The organism is Nocardioides sp. WJ219 (assembly GCF_058559815.1).
On sequence record NZ_JBZUJV010000008.1, the window covers coordinates 53,150 to 76,788 of the forward strand.

The window sequence follows — 23,639 nt, forward strand, 5'->3', positions numbered from 1 at the left end:
CGACCAGCGTCGGCTGAGCGGTCAGTCAGCGGTGCCGTCGGCGTAGCCGACCAGCACGTCGAGGAACTCCTGGTCGGCCGGGTGCAGCACCTGCCGGTCGACGTGCCGGATGCCGTCGAGGAGCGCCCGGTCGGGTCGCTGCCAGCCGCGCAGCTCGTCGAGGGCGTTGAGCTCGCGTCCGAGCGCGTCGGTGTCGGTCTCGCGCACGGCGGCCGCGACCAGGGCCCGGACCAGCGCGCGGGCCTGCTCGGCGTCGAAGGCGCCGGGGTAGTCGGTGACCCGGTCGGCCGCGAGCGCACGCTCGGACGCGCTGCCGCCGACCAGGCCGGCCTTGACCTCGTCGACCGTGCTGGACGGGATGCTCATGGATTCCCCCAAGGAACTGGAGTCTGGGGCGGCCACGGGATGTGGGTGTCGCTGGCCGCGTTCGGGTCGTACTTCGGGCTCGTCGGGTCGAACGCCTCAGGAGGGTACTGCTGGCCGCTGCGTCCGATGTAGAAGCGTCCGACCTTGACCCGGTAGATCGGTCCGTTGGCGGCGTTGGAGCCCGGAGGGGCGCTGAGGTCGTTGCCGTGGGCGCGCAGCGTCACCTGCTGGCCGTTGCTGTTGCGCCAGCTGTACTCCACGCCCTCGCGGACGGCGTTGGGGTTGGGGGAGAGGGCGCGGCGGCTGGCCCCGGGCGGCACGATGTCGATCGGGTTGCGCGACGAACCCGAGGCGGCCCGTCGCGCGGCCGCCGTCATCCGTCCGCTGCGCGCCCGGCCCGACTTGAACAGCGAGCGAGCGACCTTGGCGATGACGCCCGACGCCGACCGCGACGCGGCCGCGCTGCCCCTAGCCAAGGACCTGACCGATCGCCAGGTCGACCAGCAGGTTGATCAGCCGGCCGGCGATCTCCTTGGCCACCGGGATCCAGGCGAGCGAGGCGCCGAACGTCGCGACGGCCGCGGCGATGGCCTGGATGATCTGGATCAGCAGGATGGTCAGCTGGATGATCACGTTGATCTTGAGGGCGAGGACGATGCCCGCGCACACGATCAGCGCCCCGCCGACGCCGGTCGCGCCGGCCCCGCCGGCGCGCAGGACGTCGAGGGGGCCCTCCTCCTCGTGCCACAGCTCGGCGAAGGCCTGGATGGAGTCGCCGGCGTTGCTGCCCAGCACCGTCTGGGCGATGCCCTGCGCGTCACCGGCGAGCTCGAACGCGTCGGACCCCATCGTGAACCACTCCGAGCCGAGCTCGAACAGGGCGGTCTCGTCGCTCTTCGGCCAGGTGTAGCCGAGCTGGTTGAGCAGGTCGGCGAGCTCGCCGGGGATCATGATGCCCATCAGAACCGTCCCGTCGAGGGGAGGTCGGTGGGCAGGCCACGCACCTCCGCCGCGGTCTGGTCCTCGCCGACGGCGTAGGTCTCGGCGTCGGCGCCGAGCGACTCGCCGCAGAACCGGAGGTCCTCGACCGCCCCGGTGAACGACTCGTCGGCGATGTCCTGCGCGGCGAGGTAGGTCGCCCCGATCAGGCTGCCGACCATGTCGTCGCCGAAGATGTCGCCCCGCGAGGAGGCGTCGGTGAGCAGCGACCTCCAGCGGTCGTCGAGCCGCTGCCCGAGGTCGACGAGCTGCTGACCGGCCTCGCGGAGCTGCTCCGGCTCGACCTGGAACCCACCCGACGTCACCGCTGCTGCCCGCCCTGCACCAGCTGCTTGACCACGTCGTTGAGGACGTCGCCGAACGCCGCCATCTGGCGCACCGACTGCAGCTGCAGGTCCTGCAGCTGGGCCGACATGACGTCGATGTCGCCGGTGCCGGCCGCGGTGGCGGCGCGCTCGCGCAGCCGGGCGTGGCCGTCGTTGACCGCGGTGACGACGTGCTCGCAGATCACCTCCAGGCCCTCGCGCAGCAGCTTCGGGTCGACCGTCAACGACGTGAGGTCGCCGTCGGCCTGCATCTCGACACGGACCTGGCCGTCGGCCGCCTGGGCCTGGATGGGCTCGCCCGGGTCTGGCGGCGACGTACGGGCCTGGTCGAGGAGGCGGCGTACGTCATCGAGGGTGTCCTGGAACTCGTTGCCTCCGACTCCGGCGGTCATGGGTCTCCTTCCGTCGACCTTCACGTCTACCACGGCCGGGGCCCATCCGAACCTCCGTTTTCGGCCGGGGTGGCAGACCGCCCGGACCAGGGTCTCGAGACGGTCGTGACCGACCTCCTCGACCAGCGTGGGTCGCTGACGGTGGTCGAGCCGCGGGGACGAATTCTCCGCGAGTCGAGACCCCGCAGGGTCCGTGCTCGCCGTTCGCGTGGACCTCGCCGGGTCTCGACTCGGCCAGCGTCCGGCTCAGACGTGGCTGATCTCGCCGGCGCCGCCGGTGCCGGTGTCGAGGGAGCGGCTGATCACCAGGCGCTGGATCTGATTGGTGCCCTCGAAGATCTGCATCACCTTGGCCTCGCGCATGAACCGCTCGACCGGGAAGTCACGGGTGTAGCCGTAGCCGCCGAGGACCTGGACGGCGTCGGTGGTGACCTTCATCGCGTTGTCGGTGGCGACCAGCTTGGCGACCGACGCCTCGCGACCGAACGGGAGGCCGGCGTCGCGCAGGCGGGCGGCGTGCAGGGTGGTGGTGCGGGCGGTCTGGACGGCGGCCTCCATGTCGGCCAGCACGAACCCGAGGCCCTGGTGGTCGAGGATGCGCTTGCCGAACGTCGTGCGCTCCTTGGCGTAGGCCAGGGCGTGGTCGAGGGCGCCCTGGGCCAGGCCGGTCGCGACGGCGGCGATGCCGAGGCGGCCGGAGTCGAGGCCGGCGAGGGCGATCTTGAGGCCATCGCCCTCGGCGCCGAGGCGCCGCTCGACGGGGATGCGGACGCCGTCGAGGCGCATCGTCGTGGTGTGCGAGCCGGTCAGGCCCATCTTGCGCTCGGGCGGGTCGGCGGACAGGCCGGGGGCGTCGCCGGGCACGAGGAAGCACGAGATGCCGCGGGAGCCCTCACCGGTGCGGGCCATCACCTTGTAGAAGTCGGCCTGGCCGCCGTGGGTGGTCCACGCCTTGGCGCCGTCGAGGACGTAGTCGTCGCCGTCGCGCCGGGCGGTGGTGCGCATCGCAGCGGGGTCGGACCCGGCGTGGGCCTCGGAGAGGCAGTAGGCGCCGAGCAGGTCACCGGCGAGCATCTCGGGCAGCCACGCCTTCTGCTCCTCGGTGCCCTGGGTGTAGAGCCCGAAGCACGACAGCGCGTGCACCGAGACGCCGACCCCGACGCTGGCCCAGACCGCCCCGATCTCCTCCAGCACCTGCAGGTAGACCTCGTAGGGCACCCCGCCGCCGCCGACCTCCTCCGGGTAGGGCAGCCCGAGCAGGCCGGTCTTGCCGAGCACCCGGAACGCGTCGCGCGGGAAGGCCTCGGTGGCCTCGGCCTCCGCTGCCTGCGGCAGCAGCTCCTCGGTGCAGATCTGGCGCACCAGGCGCAGCAGGTCGGCGTGCTCGTCGGTGTCCAGGACGCGTCGGGCGGGCATGTCCCGACGATAGTCCGCGGGGGCGCGTGCTCGGATCTGGTCTGATGACGGCCATGAGCACCGAGGAGCAGGTCGTCCTGGTCGAGGCGCGCGACGGCGTCCAGGTCATCACCATCAACCGGCCCGCGGCCCGCAACGCGATCAACGGCGCCGTCGCCCACGGCATCGCGGCCGCCGTCGACGAGCTCGACGCCAGCGACGAGCTGCGGGTCGGCGTGCTGACCGGCGCGGGCGGCACGTTCAGCTCGGGCATGGACCTCAAGGGCTTCCTCAGCGGCGACCTGCCGCTGGTGGAGGGCCGCGGGCTCGGCGGCCTCACCGAGCGGCCGCCGCGCAAGCCGCTGGTCGCCGCGGTCGAGGGGTACGCCGTCGCCGGCGGGTTCGAGCTGCTGCTGGCCTGCGACCTCGTCGTCGCCGCCGAGACCGCCCGGCTCGGCGTGCCCGAGGTCAAGCGCGGACTGGTGGCCGGCGCGGGCGCGGCGATGCTGCTGCCGCAGCGGATCCCCCAGGCCATCGCGCTCGAGATGCTGCTCACCGGCGACCCGATCACCGCCGCCCGCGCTGCCGAGCTCGGCCTGGTCAACCGGGTCGTGCCCGAGGGCGGCGCCCTCGACGGCGCCCTCGCGCTGGCCGCCGCGATCGCCGCCAACGGACCGCTCGCCGTCGCGGTGTCGAAGCAGGTGGTGCTGCAGTCGTCCGACTGGTCGCTCGCCGAGCGCTGGCAGCGCCAGGGCGAGCTGATGATGCCGGCCTTCGTCTCGGCCGACGCCCAGGAGGGGGCGGCGGCGTTCGCCGAGAAGCGGCCGCCGAGGTGGACCGGTAGGTAGCGGCGGTCACCCCGCGAGGTGACCGGCGGGGTCGTCTCCTCTGCCTAGGTTCGGAGGCGTGACCCAGACCGACTCCTCCGGCGGGCCCGCCCCGCACGTCGTGGTGCTCTTCGGCGCCAACGGCGACCTCGCCCAGCGGATGATCTACCCCGCGCTGGCCGCCCTCGGTGCCGCCGGCCGGCTGCCGTCGGCGTACGCCGTGGTCGGCACGGGCCGGCACCAGCCCGACGACGACTACGCCGACATCGTCCGGACCTCGGTCGCCGACGCCGACGGCGACGCCGGGGACCTGCCCGACCGGGTGCGCTTCCAGACCTCCGACGCCGACGACGGCAGCGACCTCGCCGAGGTCGTGCGGAAGGTCGAGCAGGAGGTGGCCGAGGAGGCCGGCGTCGACGTCGACGACGTACGCCGGCTGATCTACCTCTCGGTGCCGCCGGCCTCGATGCCCGACATCGTCGCGATGCTCGGCCGCGAGGGTCTCGCCGAGCGGGCCCGGCTGGTGGTGGAGAAGCCGTTCGGCGTCGACCTCGAGTCGTCGCGCGAGCTCGACCGGGCCATCAAGGACGTCGCCGGCGAGGACGACGTCTTCCGCGTCGACCACTTCCTCGGCAAGGAGGCGGTGCAGAACGTGCTGGCCCTGCGGTTTGCCAACCGCGTCTTCGCCACGTCGTGGAACCGGGAGAACGTCGAGTCGGTGCACATCGAGGTGCCCGAGGCGCTCGGCCTCGAGGGTCGCGGCAGCTTCTACGAGACCGTCGGCTGCCTGCGCGACATGGTCACCACCCACCTCTCCCAGATCCTCGGGTTCGTGGCGCTCGAGCCGCCGGCCGACCTCACGGCCGACGCGGTCCGCGACGCCAAGGCCGCGGTGTTCGAGGCGCTGCGGCCGTTCACCAAGGACGACACGGTCTACGGCCAGTTCGACGGCTACCGCGACGACGAGGACACCGCCGACGACTCCGAGGTCGAGACCCTCGTCGCGCTCACCGCGTGGGTCGACACCGACCGCTGGCGCGACGTCCCGTTCCACCTGCGCACCGGCAAGGCGATGGCCGCCGACCGGCGGACGGTGACGGTGCGGTTCCGCGAGCCGGACCCGGGCCTGTTCGGCGACGCCGGCGACGAGCACCACCCGCACCAGCTGGTGCTCGACCTCGGCGACGAGCCCAAGGTCGCCGTCGAGCTGCGCGGCAAGAAGCCCGGTCCCGAGCTCGAGGTCGCGCCCGCGACGCTCACCCTCGACTACGCCGAGCACCCGCCGTCGGACGGCGGCCCGGTCGAGCAGCCGCTGGCGGCGTACGAGCGGATCCTGCTCGACGTCTTCCACGGCGACCAGCTGCTGTTCGCCCGGGCCGACGAGGTCGACCGGCTCTGGCAGGTGTGCGCCCCGCTGCTGGAGGACCCGCCCGAGGTGCAGACCTACGAGCCGGGCTCCTGGGGCCCGACGCCGCCGTGGGACCGCGCGTGACCGCCGACCCGGCCGAGCAGTGGCGCCCGATCGCCGCGCACGGCCTGATCGGTGACCTCCGCACCTGCGCGCTCGTCGCGACCGACGGCACCATCGATTGGTTCTGCGCGGGACGCTTCGACTCGCCCAGCGTCTTCGGCAGCCTGCTCGACCCCGGCGCCGGGTCGTGGTCGCTGGCCCCGGCCGACGGTGCGAGCGGCGGGACGACCCACCAGTTCTACCTGCCCGACTCCAACATCCTCATCACCCGCTTCCTGACCGAGGGCGGCGTCGCGGAGGTGCAGGACTTCATGCCGGTGCTGCGCGCCGACGACGTCGACCACCGCCAGCGGATCGTGCGCCGGGTCGTCGGCGTGCGCGGCACCACGGCGATGTCGATGCGGCTGTCGGCGCGTCCCGACTACGCCCGCGCCACGGCCGAGATCACCGAGCACGACGGCCGGCTGCTGCTGGCCGGCGACGGCGTCCGGCTGGGGCTCGTGGCGTCGGTGGCGCTCGACGTCGACGAGCACGACGTCCGCGCCGAGTGGGAGATCGCCACCGGCGAGACCGCGCTGTTCGTGCTCGAGGTGCTCGACCCCGACGACAACGTGCCCCCGCAGACCGACGTGGCCGAGACCGAGGAGCTGCTGGCCCGGACCACGGCGTACTGGCGCGACTGGCTCTCGCGGTCGACGTACCGCGGCCGCTGGCGGGAGATGGTCAACCGCTCGGCCCTGACCCTCAAGCTGCTCACCCACGAGCCCACCGGTGCGATCGTGGCGGCGCCGACGACCAGCCTGCCGGAGGAGATCGGCGGCTCGCGCAACTGGGACTACCGCTTCGTCTGGATCCGCGACGCCGCGTTCAGCCTCTACGCCCTGCTCCGGCTGGGGTTCACCGACGAGGCCGCCCGGTTCATGGAGTGGTTGTCGATCCGGATGGGCGAGGGCAACGGCGGCGAGTCCGAGCACCCCGAGCTCGGGCCGCTGCGGGTCGCCTACGACATCGACGGCAACATCCCCGAGGAGATCGAGCTCCCGCACCTGCGCGGCTACCGCGACTCGGCGCCGGTGCGGATCGGCAACGCCGCGACCGGCCAGCTGCAGCTCGACATCTACGGCGAGCTCATCGACTCGGTCTACCTGTTCAACAAGTACGGCCCCGGCATCAGCCACGCCGCGTGGTCGGACCTGCAGCGGGTGCTCGAGTGGGTGATGGACAACTGGGACCAGGACGACTCCGGGATGTGGGAGATCCGCGACCAGCCACAGCGGCACACCACGTCGCGGCTGATGTGCTGGGTCGCCGTCGAGCGGATGATGCGCACCGCCCGCCAGCGCGGCCTGCCCGGCGACATCGCCGCGTGGTCGCGGGTGCGGGACGAGATCTACGACCGGATCCAGGAGCACTGCTGGGACGCCGAGGTCGGCGCCTACATGCAGCACGAGGGGGCCGACAGCGTCGACGCCGGCGTGCTGCTGATGCCGATGGTCAAGTTCGTCGCGCCCCACGACCCGAGGTTCCTCTCGACGCTCAAGGTGATCGAGGAGCGGCTGGTCTCCGACAGCCTGGTCTTCCGCTACGACGTGGAGAAGTCGCCCGACGGGGTCGACGGCGCCGAGGGCACGTTCTCGATCTGCTCGTTCTGGTACGTCGAGGCGCTGACCCGGGTCGGCCGGCTCGACGAGGCCCGGCTCGCGCTGGAGAAGATGTTCACCTACGCCAACCACCTGGGGCTCTTCGCCGAGCAGGTCGGGCTCACCGGCGAGCAGCTCGGCAACTTCCCCCAGGCGTTCACGCACCTGAGCCTGATCAGCGCGGCCACCAACCTCGACGCCCGGCTCGGGTGAGCGACGGTTACGGTTCGCTGCATGGCTGAGTCGTTGTCGCGTGAGCTGATCCTGCCGGCCCGCCGGTTGTCGGTGCCGGAGAGACCGTCGGACCGTCAGCTGGCCGCGGCCGCGGCCCGCAGCGCCGAGGAGTGGAGCGTGACGCCGCGCGAGTGGCTCACCCAGCAGGTCGTCCGGCTCGCCGTGGCCGCCGTGCTCTCCTCGCAGGTCCAGCGCTCCGGCGAGGCCTACGCCGACCAGGCGACCCTCGGCCACGCCGCCCAGCTCTTCCGCCCGCACGTGCGGCTGGCCGAGCAGGCGTTCCGGATCGGCGTCATCGAGGCCGTCAACGCCGGCGTCCCGGCCGCCGCCGACCCGCTGCGCGAGGCGCTGCGCCGGCTCGGCGTGACCGGCCGCGAGCCCATGGTGATGGTCGCGCTCGGGCTCGACCGGGTGCCGACCAGCGCGACCGAGGAGTTCTGGAAGGCCGTCCGCGGCTCCACCACCGTCACCGCCGTCGTCGACGCGATCGCGGTCAACCACCACGGCGCCGTCGACATCGGCAAGCTCGACCGCCGCCAGCTCGCCCGCGCCGACGCGCTGGTGCTGGCCGGCGGCAAGGTCACGCCGGTGTGCCTGGTGCACCCGCCCGCGGGCAAGGGCGGCGGCTGGCTGCAGGTGCCGGTCGCGCTGACCAAGCCGCGGCGGCGTACGGCCGAGGAGCTGGCGCGCTCGGGCAAGGGCGGCACGGCCGAGGTCACGCTGCGCGCCGACGGCTGGACCGAGGTCTTCGAGACCGCGCTCGACGCCGTCGGTGCGGCCATGCACCAGCTCGACGGCGGCAGCCGTCCCAAGGGCCGGTCGTCGGCCGCCACCGAGTCGCTGGTCCAGCGGCTCGTCTCGGCGCGCAAGCGGCCGGTGACCGAGGTCGTCGCGTCGCTCCGCGCCGTCGACGAGTTCGTGCTCGAGATGTTCGACCACCAGGTGACGATGTCCGACGTCCGGGTCGCCGTCCCGGTGCTCGAGGACGAGGCCCTGTCCCAGCTCTGGCTCTCGCCCGAGGCCCTCGCCGGCCCGCTCGTGACCGGTGCCGCCGACCTGTTCCTCGGCGGCCGCGCCGAGCCGCGCCTCGAGCGCGGCGCCGGCCGGCCCGGTGGTGGGCGGCCCGGCGGTGGCGGTGGTGGCCGGCCTGGCGGTGGTCGTGGTCCGTCGGGTCAGCCGGGTCAGTCGGGTCAGCCCGGTGCGCCGGGCGAGGGTGGCGGTCGCACGCGCGGCAACCGGTCCGGTCGCGGCAAGGGCCGCGGCCCGGCACCGGCGGCGCCCGTCGACGCCCCGCCCACCGACGCCCCGCCCGCTGACGCGCCGGCCGTCGGCGCCCCGGCCGTCGGCGCCCCGGCCGTCGACGCCCCGGCCGTCGACGCCCCGCCGCAGCAGGAGGCTCCGCAGCCGTCGGCGCCGCCCGCCGAGGCCGGTCCCACGGCGGCCCCCGCACCCGTCCCCGACCCCAACCCCCCGGCGCCCGAGCCGGCGCCGGCGGCTACGCCCGACGACTGACGCTGGTCGAGCCGGGCGAGCGCCAGCGAGCCCGAGTCGAGACCCGGCGAGGTGGACAGCCTGCGGTGGTCTCGAGACAGGCGCCAGCGCGCCTTCCTCGACCACCGTTGGTCGGTGACCCACGCTGGTCGAGCCCGCGGTGGTGGCCGCCACTACCCTCACCGAGGTGATCGTCCGCCGCGCCCTCAGCTCCGTCGTGCACGCCGCGTGGGGGTGGGCGCAGCGGGTCGGCGACGTCATCCCCGGCACCCGCGTGGGTGACTCGTTCGGCAGCCTCGGTGAGGGCACCGCGATCGGCTTCCCGATGGCGACCCTGATGAACCCGGGATCGATCCACATCGGCCGCGAGGCCCTGGTCGGACGGCACGTGACGCTGTCGGTCGGCTACGGCGCCGACGACCCGGGCGCGCGCCCCCGCGGCCTGGTGATCGGCGACCGCTGCGTCATCGGCGCCCGCAGCACCCTGACCGCCCACGAGTCCATCGAGCTCGGCGACGACGTGTGGTTCGGCCAGGGCGTCTTCGTGTGCGACGCCAGCCACGGCTACCAGGACCCCGAGACCCCCATCGGTCGCCAGCTCGGCCCACACGCCCCGGTGCGCATCGGTGCGGGCACCTGGGTCGGCCACGGGGCGATCATCCTGCCCGGCACCACGATCGGCCGGAATGTCGTCGTCGCCGCCGGCTCCGTCGTCCGCGGTGTCGTCCCCGACCACGCCGTCGTCGGGGGCTCGCCCGCCCGCGTGCTGCGCCGCTACGAGCCGGGCCTCGGCTGGGTCACCCCGTCCGGCGACCTCCGCCCCGAGACCACCGCTGCCCTGAGCTGATCGTCGGGTCCTAGGGTCGGGGCGTGACCGACCTGGACCCGAGGACGCCGGTGCTCGTCGGCGTCGGACAGAGCTCCGAGCGCATCGACGACCCCGGCTACGAGGGGCTCTCGCACGTCGACCTGGCGGCCCGGGCCGCCCTGGCCGCCCTGGCCGACGCCGGCCTCGACCCGTCGGTGGTCGACGTCGTGGCCGCGACCAGGCAGTTCGAGGTGTCGACGCCGCTGACCGACGTGCCGTTCGGACGGTCGACCAACGTGCCGCGCTCGATCGCGCAGCGCATCGGGGCCGACCCGGCCCGCGCCGTCCTGGAGGTCGGCGGCGGGCACTCGCCGCAGAAGCTGGTGACCGAGCAGGCGCGCGAGATCGCCGCCGGCCGGGCCGACGTCGTCCTGGTGGCCGGGGGCGAGGCGATGTCGACGCAGCGGCACCTCGCCGGCGCCGACCCCGCGCCCGACTGGAGCGAGGACCCCGGCGGGCAGCTGGACGACCGCGGCTTCGGCCTGCGCGGGATGGTCTCCCGTCGGGCGCTCGTGCACGGGCTGCACGAGATCGCCAGCCTCTACGCGCTGGGCGAGAACGCCCGCCGGGCCGCGCGCGGCGAGTCCCGCGACGCGTACGTCGCCTCGATGGGAGCACTGCTCGCGCCGTTCACCCAGGTCGCGGCGGCCAACCCGCACGCGGTCGCGCCGGAGGTGCTCGACGCCGAGACGCTCGTGCAGGTCGACGAGCGCAACCGGATGATCACCGCGCCGTACCGTCGGCTGCTGGTCTCGCGCGACCTCGTCAACCAGGGCGCCGCGGTCGTGCTGACCTCGGTGGCGACCGCCCAGCGGCTGGGCGTCGACCCGTCGCGGTGGGTGTTCCTGCACGGCCACTGCGACCTGCGCGAGCAGGACCTCTTCGACCGCGCCGACCTGTCCGTCGCGCCCACCCAGCCCGTCGCGGTGCACGCCTCGCTCGGCATGGCCGGGATGGCGCTGGACGACGTCGACCACCTCGACCTCTACTCGTGCTTCCCGTTCGCCGTCTTCCAGCTGCTCGACGGGCTGGGGCTCGACCCCGACGATCCGCGCGGGTTCACGGTGACCGGCGGGCTGCCGTTCTTCGGCGGCCCCGGCAACAACTACTCGATGCACGCGATCGCCGAGGTCGTCGCCCGCACCCGGGCCGAGCCCGGCACGGTCGGCGTGGTCAGCGCCAACGGCGGCGTCCTGTCCAAGGTCTCCGTCGGCGTCTACTGCACCGACCCGGCGCCGTGGCGCGAGGGCGACGACGCCGCGATGCAGGACGCCGTCGACCGGCGCCGCGCCGTGCCGCTGGTCGACCAGCCCGACGACGGCTGGGCCACCGTCGAGACCTGGACCGTGCGGCACGGCCGCTCCCGTCGTACGGCGGTGGTGGTGGCGCGCGACGCCGCCGGACGCCGTTTCGTGGCGGCCAACGTGCCCGGCGACGACGAGCTCGCCGACTGGCTCGAGGGCGACCGGGAGCCGGTGGGCGAGCGGGTCTTCGTGCGCGCCACCGGCCCGGCCAACCGGGTGACGCTCACCCGCGAGCGGATGGACGAGCTGGTGCCGCGCCCGCCGGTCGGCTGGCGCGACTCCTACGAGCACGTCGCGGTCGCGCGCGACGGCGCGGTCGTCGAGGTGACCGTCGGCGACCTGCCGGCCGACGCCCACCACGAGCTGGCCGGGGTGCTCGACGCGTTCGAGGCGGATCGTGCGGCGGGGGTCCTGGTGCTGCTGGCGCCGGCCGGGCTGGCCGGCACGCCCGAGCACCTGCCGACCTCGGGCTGGGCCGGCCTCACCCACCGCCGTCTCGGCAAGCCGGTGGTGCTGGCCGTCGGCGGCGACGCCGTCGGTGGCGGCTGCGAGGCCGCGCTCGCCTGCACCGTCGTGGTGCTGTCCGACGACGCCGGCCTCGCCCTCGACCAGGTGCGCGCCGGCGGGGTCGCCGAGAACGGCGGGCTGGTCCGGCTGCCACGCCTGGTGCCGCCCCGGCTCGCCACGGAGCTCGCCCTCACGGGCCGCCGGGTGCCGGCCCGCGAGGCCCTCACGCTGGGGCTGGTCAACCGCATCGCCACCGACCCCGCGACCGCCGCCCGCGAGCTCGCCGCCACCCTCGCCTCCTTCCCGCCCCACGCCATCCGCGCCACCCTGCAGGTCCTCGACGACGCCGCCACCGAGCCCGACACCCTGGCCGCCGTACGCCGCCCGCGCCAGGTGTACGACGACGTGCTGGTGGGGGAGTAGTCCGCCCCGGTGGTTGAGGAGGTTGCGCTGGCAACCGTCTCGAAACCACCACTCGGCGACCGGCTGAGGGTGGTCTCGAGACGGGCCTGGCGGCCCTCCTCGACCAGCGTGGGTCGTCGTGGGTGCGTACGTCGCCGGGTCTCGACTCGGGCTCGCTGGCGCTCGCCCGGCTCGACCAGCGTGGGTGGCGGGAGGTGCCACCGGCGATTCCGGAGGTTGCGCCAGCGACCGACACCCCACGGTGGTTGAGGAGGTTGCGCTGGCAACCGTCTCGAAACCATCACTCGGCGACCGGCATGGGGGTGGTCTCGAGACGGGCCTGGCGGCCCTCCTCGACCAGCGTGGGTCGTCGTGGGTGCGTTCCTCGCCGGGTCTCGACTCGGGCTCGCTGGCGCTCCCCCGGCTCGACCAGCGTGGGTGGCGGGAGGTGCCACCGGCGATTTCGGAGGTTGCGCCAGCGACCGACACCCCACGGTGGTTGGAGGTTGCGCTGGCAACCGCCTCGAAACCACCACTCGGCGACCGGCGTGGGGGTGGTCTCGAGACGGGCCTGGCGGCCCTCCTCGACCAGCGTGGGTCGCCGCTGGCATGACCGCAGGTGGCTCACCCCGTGGTGGGTCTCCACCGACCTGCCAGGGTGGGTGGCATGGAGAAGCGCACCCTCGGCAGGACCGGTCGTGACGTGTCGGTCGTCGGACTCGGCACGTGGCAGCTCGGCGCGGACTGGGGCGAGGTGAGTGAGGACGACGCGCTCGACGTGCTGGAGGCGGCGGTCGAGTCCGGCGTGACGTTCCTCGACACCGCCGACGTGTACGGCGACGGGCGGAGCGAGCAGGTGATCGCGCGGTTCCTCGCTGCGCACCCGGGCTCGGACATCACCGTCGCCACCAAGATGGGGCGCCGGGTCGAGCAGGCGCCGGAGAACTACACCGCGGCCGCCTTCCGCGAGTGGACCGACCGGTCGCGGCGCAACCTCGGCGTCGACACCCTCGACCTCGTCCAGCTGCACTGCCCGCCGTCGGCCGTGATCGACGACGACGCGACGTACGACGCGCTCGACGCGCTGGTCGCCGACGGCACCATCGCGGCGTACGGCGTGAGCGTCGAGACCGCCGCGCAGGCGCTGGCCGCGATCGCGCGGCCGGGTGTCGCGTCGGTGCAGATCATCCTCAACGCGTTCCGTCGCAAGCCGCTCGACGAGGTGCTGCCTGCCGCGCACGACGCCGGCGTCGGCATCGTGGCGCGGGTGCCGCTCGCCTCGGGGCTGCTGTCGGGCCGCTACGACCGCTCCACCACGTTCGGGTCCGACGACCACCGCAGCTACAACCGCGACGGCAGCGCGTTCGACGTCGGCGAGACCTTCTCCGGCGTCGACTACGAGACCGGCGTCGACGCGGCCGCGACGTTCACCGAGCTCGTCGCCGAGGCCGGTCTCGACCTCACCCCGGCCCAGGCCGCGCTCGCCTGGGTGGTGCAGCAGCCGGGCGTCAGCACGGTCATCCCCGGTGCCCGCAACCGCGCGCAGGCCGAGTCCAACGCGGTCGCCGGTGCGGCCGCGCCGCTGCCGGAGGCGTTCCTCGACGCCGTCCGCGCGCTGTACGACGACCGGCTGCGGGCCGACATCCACCCCCGCTGGTAGGAGCCCCGGTCAGCGCCGGTCGAGCAGCAGCCGCAGGGCCGGCTCCTGCTCGACCAGCCACGGGCTGAGCGCCCACGGCGCCCGCTCGACGACCGACAGCAGGTCGGCGACGTCGACCCAGCGGTGCTCGGCGACCTCCTCGGCGTGCGGCACGGGCTCCCAGGTGGTCACCGCGGTGAAGACCGGGCAGACCTCGTTCTCCACGACGCCGGCGGCGTCGACGGCGCGGTAGCGGAAGTCGGGCAGCAGCGGCTCGAGGCCCGACACCGCCTCGGCCGGCAGGCCGAGCTCGTGCTGCGCGTGCCGGCGTACGGCGTCCTCGGGGGTCTCGCCGGGCCGCGGGTGCCCGCAGAACGAGTTGGTCCACACGCCCGGCCAGGTCCGCTTGCTCAGCGCCCGGCGGGTGACCAGCGTGCGCCCCTCGTCGTCGAGCAGGTGGCACGAGAACGCCAGGTGCAGGGGCGTGTCGGTGGTGTGGACGGTAGCCCGGGGCGCGGTGCCGATCGGGGTGCCGTCGTCGTCGAGGAGGACGACGACGTCGTCCGCGGTGAGGGCGGTCATGGCCACCAGCCTGCCACTCCACTCTAGGCGGGTGAGGCGGCGGCGACGGGACACCGGTAGGACGGACGCAGGAGGTTCCAACATGCGCATCGTGGTCACCGGGGCGACCGGCAACGTCGGCTCGGCAGTCCTGCGCCGCATCGGCGGCGAGCACCAGGTCGTCGGCCTGGCCCGACGGGTTCCGAGCGGGAGGTCGAGGGAGTGGCACAGCGTCGACCTCACCGACCCCGGGGACGAGCCGCGGCTGCGGGAGGCGTTCGAGGGCGCCGACGTCGTCGTGCACCTCGCCTGGGGGTTCCAGCCGTCGCACCGGCCGGACCGGCTCGCCGAGCTCGGCGTCGGCGGCACCAGCCGGGTGATCGACGCCGTCGAGCGCGCCGGGGTGCCGCACCTGGTGCACATGTCGTCGCTGGGCGCCTACTCGCCGCACACCGACGACGTGCCGGTCGACGAGTCCTACCCGACCGACGGCGTGCGCACCTCGATGTACAGCCGGCACAAGGTGGCCGCCGAGCGGCTCCTCGACGACCACGAGGCCTCGGGCACCGCCACGGTCGTCACCCGGCTGCGGCCCGGGGTCATCGGGCAGCGCGCGGCCGGCAGCGCCCTGCTCAGGTACGGCATCCCGGGATTCGTCCCGTCGGGCGTGCTCGGCCACCTGCCGGTGCTGCCGCTCGACAAGGGCCTGGCGTTCAACATCGTGCACGCCGACGACGTCGCCGACGCCGTGGCCCGGGTCGTCGACCAGCGCCCCGGCGGCGCCTTCAACCTCGCGACCGAGACGCCGGTCACCGCGCAGGTCATCGCGGACGCGTTCGGTGCCAGGCTGGTGCACGTGCCGTCGTCCGTGCTCCGCGCTGCCGTCTCGGCGTCGTGGCACGCCCGGGTGCAGCAGCTCGACCCCGGCTGGATCGACCTCGCGTTCGCGCTGCCGCTGCTCGACAGCGGCCGGGCCCGCCGCGAGCTCGGCTGGGCGCCGACCAAGGACGCCGCCGAGGTCTTCGGCGAGGTCCTGGCCGGGATGACCGAGGGCGCCGCGGGCGACACCGCGGTGCTCCGGCCCCGCTCCGTCGCGGCCGCCCTGCGTGATGCCGTGCGCGACGGTCCGGTCAGCCGCCGGGCCCGTCCGTGAGCGTGGGCGTGGCTCCCGCGCACGGGAGCACGGTGGGGGCCCTGGCCGGGGCCGCCCACGGTGGCCCGTGCGTCGCGGTCACCACGCTCGCCGCCCTGCTGGCCGTCGCGGCCGACCTCGACGCCCCGACCGCGGTGGTCGTCACCGCGGCGGTGTTCACCGGCCAGCTGACGATCGGGTGGGTCAACGACCTGGTCGACGCCCGCCGCGACGCCGAGGTCGGGCGCCAGGACAAGCCGCTGGCCGACGGGCGCCTCGACGCCGGGCTGGTGCGCGCCTGCCTGGTCGCGGCGGCAGTTGCCTGCGTGGCGTTGTCGTTCGCCGCCGGGTGGCGCGTCGGCGTCGTCCACCTCGCCCTCGTGGTCGGCATGGGCCACGCCTACAACCTCGGCCTCAAGGCCACCGTCCTCAGCTGGCTGCCGTACGCCGTCGCGTTCGGCACGCTCCCGGCCGTCGTCTCGCTCGCGGCGCCCGAGCCCGCGTGGGCCGCCTGGTGGCTGGTGGCCGCCGGGGCCGCGCTCGGCGTCGGGGCCCACCTGCTCAACGCGCTGCCCGACCTCGCCGACGACGAGCGCACCGGCGTCCGCGGCCTGCCGCACCGGCTCGGCGAGGCGGCGTCGCGCGTCACCGCCGCGGTGGTGCTGGCCGCCGCCTCGGTGCTGGCCGTGCTCGGGCCGGGCGACCCCTCGCTCCTGGCGTGGGCCGCGCTCGGCGCGGTCGCCGTGCTGGCCGTGACGGCGGCCGTGACCCGCGGCCGCACGCCGTTCCGGGCGGCCGTCGCGATCGCGCTGGTCGACGTCGTCCTGGTGGTGCTGGCGGCATGAGCGCCGGACGACCCGCAGCCACGATCACCATCGTCGGCGCCGGACCCGCCGGGGCCGCCGCGGCGCTCGGCGCCCTGGCCGTCGACCCGACCCTCGACGTCGAGCTGCTCGACCGCTCGCCCTTCCCGCGCGACAAGGCCTGCGGCGACGGGGTGGCCCCGCACGTGCTCGACCTGCTGGCCGAGGTCGGCGTCACCGGCCTGCTCGACGACCGCGAGCCCGTCACCCGGCTGCACCTGGTCCGCGGTACCCGCGGGGTCGTGCGCACGATGACCCGGCCGGCGTACGTCGTGCCGCGCCGCATCCTCGACGCGCGGCTCGTCGAGGCCGCCCAGGCCGCCGGCGCCCGGCTCACGCGACGCCGCGTCCGCAACCCCGCCGAGCTCGACGACGCCGCCGTGGTGGTGGGAGCCGACGGCGCCCACTCCGCCGTACGCCGCTCGCTCGGTCGACCGCAGGTGCCCACGGCGCTGGCGATCCGCGGCTACGCCCCCACGCCGGCCGACCAGCGCGGCACCCAGCGCATCGTCTTCGGCATCGGTGAGGTGCAACCGGCGTACGCCTGGTCGTTCGACCGCGGCGACGGCCTGGCCAACGTCGGCTACGGCGAGCTGCTGCAGGACGGCCGGCCGGCTCCCACCCGCGCCCACCTGCTCGCTCGGCTCGAGGCGCTGCTGCCCGGGAGCACGGGCGCCGGCACCGACTGGGTCGGCCACCACCTGCCGCTCTCGACCGCCCGCTGGCACCCGCCCGACGGCCGGGTGCTCCTCGCGGGCGACGCGGCCGGGCTGATCAACCCGATGACCGGCGAGGGGATCTTCTACGCCGTCGCCACCGGGATCGCCGCCGGACGCGCCGCCGCCGAGGCGGTCGCCGCCGGCGACCCGGGCAGCGCCGGACGACGCCACCGGCGGGCCACCCGGCCGATCCTCGCCCGGCACCTGCGGCACACCGCCCTGGCCGCCCGGCTGTGCCGGTCGGGCCGGGTGCTCGACGCCGGGCTGCGCGCCTCGGAGCGCGACCAGGGGGTCTTCGACGACCTCGTCGAGCTCGGCCTCGCCCGCGGCCGCATCACCCCCCGCCTGACCGCCGGGCTCGCCCGGTCCCTCGTGCCCCTGTCCTCGGCGAAGGAGAACCCGTGAAGATCCTCAGCGTGCGCGGCGCCCTGCCCGACCACCGCTACCAGCAGCAGGAGATCACCGACGCCTACGTCGACCGGATGGAGGCCGCGATCGACCGCCGCGTCGTCGAGCGCTTCCACGCCAACGCCGGCGTGCAGACACGCCACACCGCGATCCCCCTCGAGCAGTACGCCCACCTGAGCGACTTCGGTGACTCCAACGACGCCTTCATCGAGGCCGGCGTCGCCCTCGGCGCCCGCGCCGTCGTCGACGCGCTCAAGGCCGTCGACCTCACCCCCGCCGACGTCGACCTGATCATCAGCGCCACCGTCACCGGTCTCGCCGTCCCCTCGCTCGAGGCGCGCGTCGCGGCCGTCATCGGGCTGCGCGAGGACGTCGTCCGGATGCCGCTCGTCGGGCTCGGCTGCGTCGCCGGGGCGGCCGGCGTGGCCCGCCTCCACGACTACCTCGTCGGTCACCCCGACGCCGTGGCCGTGCTGATGGCCGTCGAGCTGTGCTCGCTCACGCTGCAGCGCGACGACCCGTCGGTCGCCAACCTGGTGGCCAGCGGGCTGTTCGGCGACGGCGCCGCGGCGGTCGTCGCCGCCGGCTCGCGCCGCGCCGCCGACCTCGAACGGCCCGACACCGGTCCGCGGCCCGAGGTGCTGGCCAGCCGCAGCCGGCTCTACCCCGACTCCGAGCGCACGATGGGCTGGGACGTCGGCGCCGGCGGTCTCAAGATCGTCCTCGACAGCACCGTCCCCGACCTGGTCCGCGAGCACGTCGGCGGCGACGTCGACCGGTTCCTCGCCGACCACGGCCTGACCCGCGACGACATCGAGTGGTACGTCGCCCACCCCGGCGGCCCCAAGGTGCTCGAGGCGATGGCCGAGGCGCTCCAGGTCGACCGCTCGGCCCTCGGCGTCACCTGGGACTCGCTGGCGCGCGTCGGCAACCTGTCGTCGGCGTCGGTGCTGCACGTCTTCGCCGACACCCTCGCCGACCGCCCACCGCGACCCGGCTCCCACGGCCTGCTGCTCGCGATGGGACCCGGGTTCTGCTCCGAGCTCGTGCTGCTGAAGGCTTGAGGCATGGGTCTCGAGATCTGGTTCACCGTCCTGGTGGTCGCCGTCGGCCTGGAGCGCCTCGCCGAGCTCGTCGTCTCCAAGCGCAACGCCGCCTGGTCCTTCGAGCGCGGCGGCGTCGAGACCGGGCAGGGGCACTTCCCGTTCATGGTGGTGCTGCACACCGGCTTCCTGGTCGGCGCGCTCGTCGAGGTGTGGGTACGCCGCCCCGAACCGCCGGCCGCGCTGGTCGTGGCCATGCTGGTCCTGGCGCTGGCCAGCCAGGCCCTGCGCTGGTGGTGCATCACGACCCTCGGGCGGCGCTGGAACACCCGCGTGATCGTCGTCCCCGGCCTCGCGCCGGTGACCGGCGGTCCCTACCGCTGGTTCTCCCACCCCAACTACGTCGCCGTCGTCGTCGAGGGCGTCGCGCTCCCGCTGGTCGGCGGCGCGTGGATCACCGCGCTGGTCTTCACCGTGCTGAACGCGGCCCTGCTGACCGTGCGGATCCGGGTGGAGAACCAGGCGCTGGCGGGGTTGCCGGCTTGAGGGGCCGTCCCACGCTGGTCGAGCCGGGCGAGCGCCAGCGACTCACGCTGGTCGAGCCGGGCGAGCGCCAGCGAGCCCGGGTCGAGACCCGGCGCGGTGCGCACCTTGCGGGGGTCTCGACTCGCGGAGACTTCGTCCCCGCGGCTCGACCACCGTGGGTCGGGCGTCGTACGGCGTGGTCTCGAGACGGCCGTGGCCGGCCTCCTCGACCAGCGTCGGTTGCGGTGGGGGCGCAGCCTGCGGGGGTCTCAACTCGCGGAGACTTCGTCCCCGCGGCTCGACCACCGTCGGCGATTGGCCGTCGTACGACGCTGGTCGAGCCGGGCGAGCGCCAGCGAGCCCGAGTCGAGACCCGGCGAGGTGCGCTGCCGACGGGGATCGTGCGTCGTACGGCGTGGTCTCGAGACGGCCGTGGCCGGCCTCCTCGACCAGCGTCGGTTGCGGTGGGTGCGCAGCCTGCGGGGGTCTCGACTCGCGGAGACTTCGTCCCCGCGGCTCGACCAGCGTCGGTCGTGCGTCGTACGGCGTGGTCTCGAGACGGCCGTGGCCGGCCTCCTCGACCAGCGTCGGTTGCGGTGGGCGCCCCCCGATGACGCGTCCCCTCGACCTCCTCGTCGTCGGCGGCGGGCCGGCGGGTCTCGCGACGGCGCTGCACGCCGCGCGCGTGGGGCTCGACGTCCGGGTCGTCGAGCAGCGGCGGGACACCATCGACAAGGCCTGCGGGGAGGGGTTGATGCCGGGGGCGGTCGACGCGCTGCGGGCGCTCGGCGTCGACCCCGACGGGCACCCGATCACGGGCATCGCCTACTGCGCGGCCGGGCGCGACGGGCGGGGTCGGCGGGCCGAGACGTCCTTCGGGGCCGGGCCGGGTCGCGGGGTCCGCCGCACCACGCTGCACGCCGCGCTGCGGGGCGCCGTCGACGCCGCGGGCGTCGAGGTGGTCCCAGGGCGGGTCGGGGAGATCAGCCAGGACGACGACGGCGTGCGCGTCGACGGCGTCCGGGCCCGGTACGTCGTGGCCGCCGACGGGCTGCACTCGCCGGTGCGCCGCAGCCTCGGGCTCGACGCGCCGACCCGGGGCCGGCCGCGCTGGGGACAGCGGCGCCACTACGCGCTGGCGCCGTGGACCGACCGCGTCGAGGTGCACTGGGCCCGCGACGCCGAGGCCTACGTGACCCCCGTCGCCGCCGACCTGGTTGGGGTCGCGGTGCTGTCCTCGACCCGGCGCGGCTACGACGACCACCTGGCCGCGTTCCCCGCGCTCCTCGAACGGCTCGCGGGCGCCGGGACCGCCTCGGAGGTCCGGGGCGCCGGGCCGCTGCGCCAGTCGGCGCGCCGTCGTACGGCGGGCCGGGTGCTGCTGGTCGGCGACGCCGGAGGCTACGTCGACGCGCTCACCGGCGAGGGCGTCGCGCTCGCCCTCGGGCAGGCCGGGGCGGCGGTGCGTGCGGTCGCCGCGGGCGACCCGGCGGCGTACGAGGCCGACTGGGTGCGCCTGACGCGGCGCTACCGCTGGCTCACCGCGGGGCTGGTCGCCGCGACCACGCCGCGTCCGCTGCGCGCCGTCGTCGTGCCCGCGGCGCGGGCGCTGCCGCCGGTGTTCGGGGCTGCCGTGAGCGCCCTCGCGCGGCCGGTGCGCTAGGCGGGAACGGTCCTGCCTCTCCCGAGGGGTGGTGTGACCGGGTCGCGCCGGGTGGCACCTTCTCCGCAGGCGCCGGGTGACCATCGGACACTCGGCGCCGCCAGACCGGCTCCAGTCCCGGTCGCGTCCTCGTGACCGCCTCTCCCAGTGCGCCCTCGCGCACGGAACGGACGAACCATGCCCGCCATCCTGTTCGGATCGATCAGCACCCTGGCCGACACCTCCGAGATCCAGCGCGACGCCTTCAACCAGGCCTTCGCCGAGCACGGCCTCGACTGGCGGTGGGACCAGGAGGAGTACGCCGGCCTGCTGGCCTCCAACGGCGGCCGCGACCGCGTCGCCGACTACGCCCGCGCCCGGGGCGAGGAGGTCGACGCCGACGCCGTGCACGCCACCAAGTCGCGGATCTACCAGCAGACCCTCACCTCGACCGACATCGCGCCGCGCGCGGGTGTCACTGACGTCATCCGCGACGCCAAGCAGCAGGGCCTCAAGGTGGGTCTGGTGACGACCACGTCGGGCGACAACCTCGACGCGCTCGGCCGGGCGCTGGCCGGCAAGGTCTCCTTCGCCGACCTCGACGTCGTGGTCGACGTGTCCCGGGTGCAGGCCCGCAAGCCGGACGCCGAGGCCTACACCTACGCCCTGCAGCAGCTGGGCGAGGAGCCCGCCGACTGCGTCGCCATCGAGGACAACCTGGGTGGTGTCGTGTCCGCGGAGGCCGCCGGCGTCCCGGTGGTCGCGTTCCCCAACGGCAACACCGCCGGGCACGACTTCGGGTCGACCCGCCGGGTGGAGGCCCTCTCCCTCGAGGACCTGCGCTCGTGACCGCGGTCGTCGGCGAGCCGACCGCCCGGCTGACCGCCACCGAGACGGCGTTCCGCATCGAGGCGTACGAGAAGATCGACTACACGCTGCAGTACGTCGCGGGCGTCTTCGACGTCGACCGCCCCGAGCTCGCCGACACCTTCCGCGCCCAGGGCCGCTGCCTCATGGTGGTCGACGAGAACGTCCTGCGGCTGCACGGCGCGGCGGCCGAGGAGTACTTCCGGGTCCACGACATCGCCCTGACCGTCGTCCCGGTGCGGATCGCCGAGACCGCCAAGTCCCTGCGCACGCTGGAGACGATCGTCGACGCGTTCGCCGACTTCGGCCTCAACCGCAAGGAGCAGGTGCTCGTCGTCGGCGGCGGGCTGACCACCGACGTGGCCGGCTTCGCGTGCGCGGTGTACAAGCGCACCACCGACTACGTGCGGATCCCGACGACCCTGATCGGCCTCATCGACGCCAGCGTCTCGATCAAGGTCGGCGCCAACCACGGCAAGCACAAGAACCGGTTGGGCGCCTACCACGCCTCCAAGCAGGTCTTCCTCGACTTCTCGATGCTGCGCACGCTGCCCGTCGACCAGGTCCGCAACGGGATCGCCGAGATCATCAAGATCGCGACGGTCTCGCACCGCGGCATCTTCGAGACCCTCGAGAAGTACGCCGACGACCTGCTGCACACGTCGTTCGGGCACGCCGTCGGCGCGGAGCACCTGCGTGAGGTGGCCGACCGGGTCACCTACGACGCCATCCACACGATGCTCGAGCTCGAGGTGCCCAACCTGCACGAGCTCGACCTCGACCGGGTGATCGCCTACGGCCACACCTGGAGCCCGACGCTGGAGCTGGCACCCGACCCGCCGCTGTTCCACGGCCACGCGATCAGCGTCGACATGGCGTTCTCGGCCACCATCGCCGAGCAGCGTGGCTTCATCAGCGCCGCCGAGCGCGACCGGGTCCTGACCCTGCTCAGCTCCGTGGGGCTGGCCATCGACAGCCCGTTCTTCACCGCCGACCTGCTCGAGCGGGCCACCCGGTCGATCCTGCAGACCCGCGACGGGCTGCTGCGCGCGGCGGTGCCGGACCCGATCGGCACCTGCCGCTTCGTCAACGACCTCACCGTGCCCGAGCTCGTGGAGATCCTGGAGGTGCACAAGGCGGTCGCCGCCGGCTACTCGCGCGGTGGCGAGGGCGTCGAGCAGTACACCGCCCGCGAGTCATGAGGCCGGTGACGCCGGTCGGCATCGCCGCCGCGCTGATCACCGGTCTCGACGACTACGTCGCCCGGTGCACGACGCCGGCCTCGCCGGCGCTGGTCGCGCTCGAGGAGCGCACCCGGTCGGTGGCGTGGGAGGGCGGCCTCGAGGAGGAGATGCTGTCCGGCCACGTCGAGGGTGCCTTCCTGCGGATGCTGGTCGCGCTCACCCGCTCCCGTCGGGTGCTCGACATCGGCATGTTCACCGGCTACTCGGCGCTGGCCATGGCCGAGGCGCTCCCCGCCGACGGCCGCCTGGTGGCGTGCGAGGTCGACGAGCGGGCCGTGGCCGTCGCGCGGGAGGCGTTCGCGGCGACGCCCGCGGGGGCGCTCGTCGACGTCCGGCTCGGCGACGCGACCGTCACCCTGCACGGGCTCGCCGACGCCGGCGAGGAGTTCGACCTCGTCTTCCTCGACGCCGACAAGGCCGGGTACGCCGGCTACCTCGACGTCCTGCTCGACCGCGGGCTCCTCGCCGACGGCGGGGTGGTCGCGGTCGACAACACCCTGCTGCAGGGCGAGCCCTGGTCGGGCGCGACCCCCTCGGCCAACGGCGCCGCCATCGCGGCCTTCAACGAGCGGCTCGCCGCCGACCCGCGGGTCGAGCAGGTGCTGGTGCCGCTGCGCGACGGCGTGACCCTGGTGCGGAGGGTCTCGTGACGGCGACGGCGGCCTCGACCGACGGGACATCGGGGGCCGACGGTGGTCGAGCCGCGGGGACGGAGTCTCCGCGAGTCGAGACCCCCGCAGGGTCGGCACCCACCGTGGACGAACACCTCACCGG

General features: G+C 74.6%; 23 protein-coding genes. 16 read left to right on the forward strand and 7 right to left on the reverse strand.

Translation table 11 applies throughout. The features are described 5' to 3' along the window. Positions 1-21 precede the first annotated feature (21 nt). The 6 genes from AC4MBH_RS17985 to AC4MBH_RS18010 form a co-directional block, all read right to left on the reverse strand. On the reverse strand, positions 22-366 hold the full coding sequence (locus AC4MBH_RS17985) for a hypothetical protein (protein WP_491796589.1): 345 nt from the start codon (positions 364-366) through the stop codon (positions 22-24). Next, positions 363-842, reverse strand: coding sequence for a polymorphic toxin type 30 domain-containing protein (locus AC4MBH_RS17990; RefSeq protein ID WP_491796590.1), 480 nt, complete (start codon positions 840-842; stop codon positions 363-365). Before AC4MBH_RS17990 ends, AC4MBH_RS17985 begins: the two co-directional genes overlap by 4 nt. Next, positions 835-1,326 carry a WXG100-like domain-containing protein gene (locus AC4MBH_RS17995; RefSeq protein ID WP_491796592.1) on the reverse strand — a complete coding sequence of 164 codons (492 nt, stop codon included), beginning with the start codon at positions 1,324-1,326 and terminating at the stop codon, positions 835-837. Before AC4MBH_RS17995 ends, AC4MBH_RS17990 begins: the two co-directional genes overlap by 8 nt. Beyond that, positions 1,326-1,670: a hypothetical protein gene (locus tag AC4MBH_RS18000; protein WP_491796594.1), complete on the reverse strand. Its 345-nt coding sequence runs from the start codon at positions 1,668-1,670 to the stop codon at positions 1,326-1,328. Before AC4MBH_RS18000 ends, AC4MBH_RS17995 begins: the two co-directional genes overlap by 1 nt. Then, positions 1,667-2,083 carry a YbaB/EbfC family nucleoid-associated protein gene (locus tag AC4MBH_RS18005; RefSeq protein ID WP_491796595.1) on the reverse strand — a complete coding sequence of 139 codons (417 nt, stop codon included), beginning with the start codon at positions 2,081-2,083 and terminating at the stop codon, positions 1,667-1,669. Before AC4MBH_RS18005 ends, AC4MBH_RS18000 begins: the two co-directional genes overlap by 4 nt. A 246-nt stretch (positions 2,084-2,329) precedes the next feature. Next, complete coding sequence (locus AC4MBH_RS18010; protein ID WP_491796597.1) at positions 2,330-3,499, reverse strand: acyl-CoA dehydrogenase family protein; 1,170 nt, start codon at positions 3,497-3,499, stop codon at positions 2,330-2,332. 53 nt (positions 3,500-3,552) lie between these two features. Between AC4MBH_RS18010 and AC4MBH_RS18015 the strand changes: the two genes are divergently transcribed. From AC4MBH_RS18015 to AC4MBH_RS18045, 7 genes are all read left to right on the forward strand, one after another. After that, positions 3,553-4,326 carry a crotonase/enoyl-CoA hydratase family protein gene (locus AC4MBH_RS18015; RefSeq protein WP_491796598.1) on the forward strand — a complete coding sequence of 258 codons (774 nt, stop codon included), beginning with the start codon at positions 3,553-3,555 and terminating at the stop codon, positions 4,324-4,326. Positions 4,327-4,384: 58 nt separating this feature from the next. Beyond that, positions 4,385-5,797: a glucose-6-phosphate dehydrogenase gene (locus AC4MBH_RS18020; protein WP_491796600.1), complete on the forward strand. Its 1,413-nt coding sequence runs from the start codon at positions 4,385-4,387 to the stop codon at positions 5,795-5,797. Further along, entirely contained in the window at positions 5,794-7,629 is a 1,836-nt protein-coding gene (locus AC4MBH_RS18025; RefSeq protein ID WP_491796602.1) for a glycoside hydrolase family 15 protein, read from the forward strand. The genes AC4MBH_RS18020 and AC4MBH_RS18025 overlap by 4 nt, the downstream gene beginning before the upstream one ends. Positions 7,630-7,650: 21 nt before the next feature. Beyond that, a complete protein-coding gene (locus tag AC4MBH_RS18030; protein ID WP_491796604.1) occupies positions 7,651-9,162 on the forward strand; it encodes a hypothetical protein in 1,512 nt (503 codons plus the stop codon). 166 nt (positions 9,163-9,328) lie between these two features. Beyond that, positions 9,329-9,988, forward strand: coding sequence for an acyltransferase (locus AC4MBH_RS18035; RefSeq protein ID WP_491796606.1), 660 nt, complete (start codon positions 9,329-9,331; stop codon positions 9,986-9,988). A 23-nt stretch (positions 9,989-10,011) separates the two neighbouring features. Beyond that, a complete protein-coding gene (locus AC4MBH_RS18040; RefSeq protein ID WP_491796608.1) occupies positions 10,012-12,243 on the forward strand; it encodes an enoyl-CoA hydratase-related protein in 2,232 nt (743 codons plus the stop codon). 646 nt (positions 12,244-12,889) lie between these two features. Continuing rightward, positions 12,890-13,882 (forward strand): aldo/keto reductase, encoded by a 993-nt coding sequence (locus tag AC4MBH_RS18045; RefSeq protein WP_491796610.1) that lies wholly within the window; start codon positions 12,890-12,892, stop codon positions 13,880-13,882. A 9-nt stretch (positions 13,883-13,891) separates the two neighbouring features. Here AC4MBH_RS18045 and idi read toward each other — a convergent pair whose 3' ends face one another. After that, positions 13,892-14,443, reverse strand: coding sequence for an isopentenyl-diphosphate Delta-isomerase (gene idi, locus AC4MBH_RS18050; protein WP_491796612.1), 552 nt, complete (start codon positions 14,441-14,443; stop codon positions 13,892-13,894). Positions 14,444-14,525: 82 nt separating this feature from the next. Here idi and AC4MBH_RS18055 point away from each other — a divergent pair, with 82 nt between their 5' ends. From AC4MBH_RS18055 to AC4MBH_RS18095, 9 genes are all read left to right on the forward strand, one after another. Then, on the forward strand, positions 14,526-15,575 hold the full coding sequence (locus AC4MBH_RS18055) for an NAD-dependent epimerase/dehydratase family protein (RefSeq protein ID WP_491796614.1): 1,050 nt from the start codon (positions 14,526-14,528) through the stop codon (positions 15,573-15,575). A gap of 8 nt (positions 15,576-15,583) precedes the next feature. Further along, the gene (locus AC4MBH_RS18060) at positions 15,584-16,399 is read left to right on the forward strand and encodes a UbiA family prenyltransferase (protein WP_491796616.1); all 816 of its coding nucleotides are present in this window, start codon (positions 15,584-15,586) and stop codon (positions 16,397-16,399) included. Beyond that, on the forward strand, positions 16,396-17,541 hold the full coding sequence (locus AC4MBH_RS18065; protein WP_491796618.1) for an FAD-dependent monooxygenase: 1,146 nt from the start codon (positions 16,396-16,398) through the stop codon (positions 17,539-17,541). The genes AC4MBH_RS18060 and AC4MBH_RS18065 overlap by 4 nt, the downstream gene beginning before the upstream one ends. Next, the gene (locus AC4MBH_RS18070) at positions 17,538-18,608 is read left to right on the forward strand and encodes a type III polyketide synthase (RefSeq protein ID WP_491796620.1); all 1,071 of its coding nucleotides are present in this window, start codon (positions 17,538-17,540) and stop codon (positions 18,606-18,608) included. Before AC4MBH_RS18065 ends, AC4MBH_RS18070 begins: the two co-directional genes overlap by 4 nt. A gap of 3 nt (positions 18,609-18,611) precedes the next feature. Next, positions 18,612-19,133 (forward strand): isoprenylcysteine carboxyl methyltransferase family protein, encoded by a 522-nt coding sequence (locus tag AC4MBH_RS18075; RefSeq protein ID WP_491796622.1) that lies wholly within the window; start codon positions 18,612-18,614, stop codon positions 19,131-19,133. Positions 19,134-19,722: 589 nt separating this feature from the next. Continuing rightward, positions 19,723-20,775: an NAD(P)/FAD-dependent oxidoreductase gene (locus AC4MBH_RS18080; protein WP_491796624.1), complete on the forward strand. Its 1,053-nt coding sequence runs from the start codon at positions 19,723-19,725 to the stop codon at positions 20,773-20,775. A gap of 177 nt (positions 20,776-20,952) precedes the next feature. Beyond that, positions 20,953-21,603, forward strand: coding sequence for an HAD-IA family hydrolase (locus tag AC4MBH_RS18085; protein ID WP_491796626.1), 651 nt, complete (start codon positions 20,953-20,955; stop codon positions 21,601-21,603). After that, positions 21,600-22,823 carry a sedoheptulose 7-phosphate cyclase gene (locus AC4MBH_RS18090; protein WP_491796628.1) on the forward strand — a complete coding sequence of 408 codons (1,224 nt, stop codon included), beginning with the start codon at positions 21,600-21,602 and terminating at the stop codon, positions 22,821-22,823. Before AC4MBH_RS18085 ends, AC4MBH_RS18090 begins: the two co-directional genes overlap by 4 nt. Continuing rightward, positions 22,820-23,515: an O-methyltransferase gene (locus AC4MBH_RS18095; protein ID WP_491796630.1), complete on the forward strand. Its 696-nt coding sequence runs from the start codon at positions 22,820-22,822 to the stop codon at positions 23,513-23,515. The genes AC4MBH_RS18090 and AC4MBH_RS18095 overlap by 4 nt, the downstream gene beginning before the upstream one ends. The last annotated feature ends 124 nt before the right edge of the window (positions 23,516-23,639 follow it).